This is a genomic window from Phenylobacterium sp., assembly GCF_036495085.1.
Classification (GTDB): Bacteria; Pseudomonadota; Alphaproteobacteria; order Caulobacterales; family Caulobacteraceae; genus Phenylobacterium.
In genome coordinates this window covers 1-1,587 of sequence record NZ_DASXNL010000093.1, presented here as the reverse complement: position 1 = coordinate 1,587, position 1,587 = coordinate 1, and the positions used below count along the sequence as shown (strand labels likewise).

Below are 1,587 nucleotides of genomic sequence, written 5' to 3'. Positions count from 1 at the left end.
CCGGGTGATCGCCCAGGGCACCGGGAGCGAGCTGAAGGACCGCGTTGGCGGGCAGATCCTGGAGGTCGAGTTGGTGAGCTCCGCGGAACGGGAGCGGGCGAGGGTCGCGCTGGCGGGGATCGGCTGCGATGAGCCGGAGCCTGGCGAGCGGCTCGCACAGCTGACGCTTCCGGCGCCACGGGATGGGCTCGAGATGATCGAGGACGCCGCTTCGGCGCTACGGAAGGCGGGAATCGCGGTCAGCGATCTTGGGCTGCGACGCCCGACGCTCGACGACGTGTTCCTGCAGCTGACCGGCGCGCCGCCGCGCGAGAACGGGGCGACGGCTGACGCCGCGAACGGCGATGGGCGACCCAATCCGGCGAGCGATGGCGTCCATGCCGCTCGCGTGGGCGAGCCGCTGCGCCCCGCCGCGAGGCGGCCGCCGCGACGCCGCCTCGCACCGCAAGAGCTTCGGGGCGACATCACGGACGCGCAGGTGGTCAGCGTGCGGAACCTGCGCCACTTCGTCCGCCAGCCGGATCTCCTCGTCTTCTCGACGATCCAGCCGATCATGTTCGTGTTGCTGTTCACATACGTGTTCGGCGGAGCGATAAGTCACTCACTTCCCCACGGCGTCAGCTACATCGACTATCTCCTCCCCGGAATCCTGGTGCAGTCGGTGACGTTCCGGGCCAGTCAGACGGCGGTGGGCCTGTCTGACGACCTGAAACTCGGCGTGATCGACCGCTTCCGGTCGATGCCGATGGCGCGCTCTGCGGTGCTGATCGGGCGCACCGTGGCCGACTTTGTACGCAACGTCCTGATCATCGTCCTGATGATCATCGTCGGCTACATCATTGGCTTCCGCTTCCAGGCCGGCTTCGCGCAGGCCGTGTGCTGCATCGCGCTCGTCAGCGCCTTCGGCCTCGCGCTGAGCTGGATCTTCGCCTTTGTGGCACTGAGCGTGCGCAGCGCCGAGGCAGCGCAGACCGCCGGTTTCGTGGTCCTGTTTCCGCTCGTGTTCGCCAGCTCCGTGTTCGTACCGGTCTCGACGCTGCCGAACTGGCTCCAGGCGATCGCGAAGGTCAGCCCGGTAACCCTCTCCGCAAACGCGGCGCGTTCGCTGGCCCTCAACCCTGGAATACCCTCCTCCCTCGCCGGCGCAATCGCCTGGATCGCCGGCCTTCTGGCCGTATTCATCCCCCTCTCTGTCTGGCGTTACCGGCGCATGACCTGACGCCGGTCAGCGGCCGCCGGGCCGGGAAGGGCGGACGATTTAACGACGAGTGCCGCCGGATCCCAGCGGATCCGGCGGCACTCGCTCATTCAGACAAAAACCGGCGGCGACCTACTCTCCCAGGCCCTTTCAAGCCAAGTACCATCGGCGCTGAGGGGCTTAACGGCTCTGTTCGGAAAGGGAAGAGGTGTTTCCCCCTCGCCATAGCCACCGGAAAACGGTGAGAGTCCTGGCCCCTCACGGGCCTTCAAAACCACACAGTGCCAATGAAACGGATATCAAAATATCCGTCAAGCCCTCGACCCATTAGTACCAGTCTCCTACGAGTGTCACCACTCTTCCAGATCTGGCCTATCAACCTGGTGGTC

The 1,587-nt window shown here is 66.0% G+C and carries 1 protein-coding gene and 2 rRNA genes; 1 reads left to right on the top strand and 2 read right to left on the bottom strand.

Annotated features, from left to right (window positions below; all coding sequences use genetic code 11):
* Nucleotides 1–1,219 (top strand): ABC transporter permease (locus tag VGI62_RS10890; RefSeq protein WP_331504508.1); only part of this gene is annotated, 1,219 nt, incomplete at its 5' end.
* 98 nt (nucleotides 1,220–1,317) lie between these two features.
* Here VGI62_RS10890 and rrf read toward each other — a convergent pair.
* Together rrf and VGI62_RS10880 are read right to left on the bottom strand one after the other, a co-directional pair.
* A 5S ribosomal RNA gene (gene rrf, locus VGI62_RS10885) occupies nucleotides 1,318–1,434 on the bottom strand.
* 71 nt (nucleotides 1,435–1,505) lie between these two features.
* A 23S ribosomal RNA gene (locus VGI62_RS10880) occupies nucleotides 1,506–1,587 on the bottom strand; the annotation flags it as partial.